The organism is Bradyrhizobium sp. CCBAU 11386 (genome assembly GCF_028128955.1).
Taxonomy (GTDB): Bacteria; Pseudomonadota; Alphaproteobacteria; order Rhizobiales; family Xanthobacteraceae; genus Bradyrhizobium.
This window is the reverse complement of record NZ_LBKA01000085.1, coordinates 1-831: the sequence shown is the minus strand read 5'-3', so window position 1 is coordinate 831 and position 831 is coordinate 1. Positions and strand designations below refer to the sequence as shown.

Genomic DNA, 831 nt, shown 5'->3' with positions numbered 1-831 from the left:
CGTGGAATTCAGCCTGCTCCGGTTCTCAAACGAGATCGTCGTGTCGACCCACTTCGTCCAGCAAACAGAGGGCTGGGGAATGGCCGTGATCATGCTGTAGAGCGGGCTGGCGGTAATCACAGTGGCTGGAATGATGAAGTTGACGCCAGAAACCTGCGCATCGTTCCACTTAATAATGCCACCGACCGCAATCCCCAGCAGTGCGCCGAACTCGTTGAATGCGGGTCCCCCGCTGTTGCCGACGTTCATGACCGTGTCGGTCTGCCAGCGACCATTCGGGCTAGTCTGGTTGCTTATCAGACCGCTCGATATGCTGAGATCCAGATCGAGGGGATATCCGAGCAGATACAGCTGAGTCCCCATCGGGGCTTGCTGGTTGTCGTCGATCACCGGCATCGGGCAACGCGATGCGCCACCGCTGTTGTTGACGGGCTGAGACAATTCGAGGAGCGCCAGGTCCCTGGCATCATCGCGATGAATCGCGGTGACTTTGATCGGGTTCGCATTGCGCGATCCGAGACGAGCATTGACTTCGAAGCTCTTGTAGTTCTCCCCGCGTCCGATCACATGGCTGTTGGTCAGCACGAGGCTGTCGCCGATCAGCAGCCCGGAGCCGCCGCCGACCTCCTGCTTGTCGTTGTACATGACGCCAACATACTGGACGTGAACCGTCCTGACATTGTACCGCGCAGCAACCTGCACCGCCGCGCGGTCCGCTTGCGCCGGCGGGCAGAAGAATAGAGACAGGCCAAATGTCAGGAAGGATAGAATGTTCTGACAGCGGCGATGTCGAGCGGGCTGAGTTGTCCGTTTCCGTTCCATGCTGGATTA

At 58.8% G+C, this 831-nt stretch carries 1 protein-coding gene; it reads right to left on the bottom strand.

Annotation, left to right across the window (positions count from 1 at the left end):
* The coding region (locus tag XI09_RS08495; protein ID WP_271566440.1) for a S1 family peptidase at window positions 1-645 on the bottom strand (645 nt) is incomplete at its 3' end.
* Window positions 646-831: the final 186 nt, after the last annotated feature.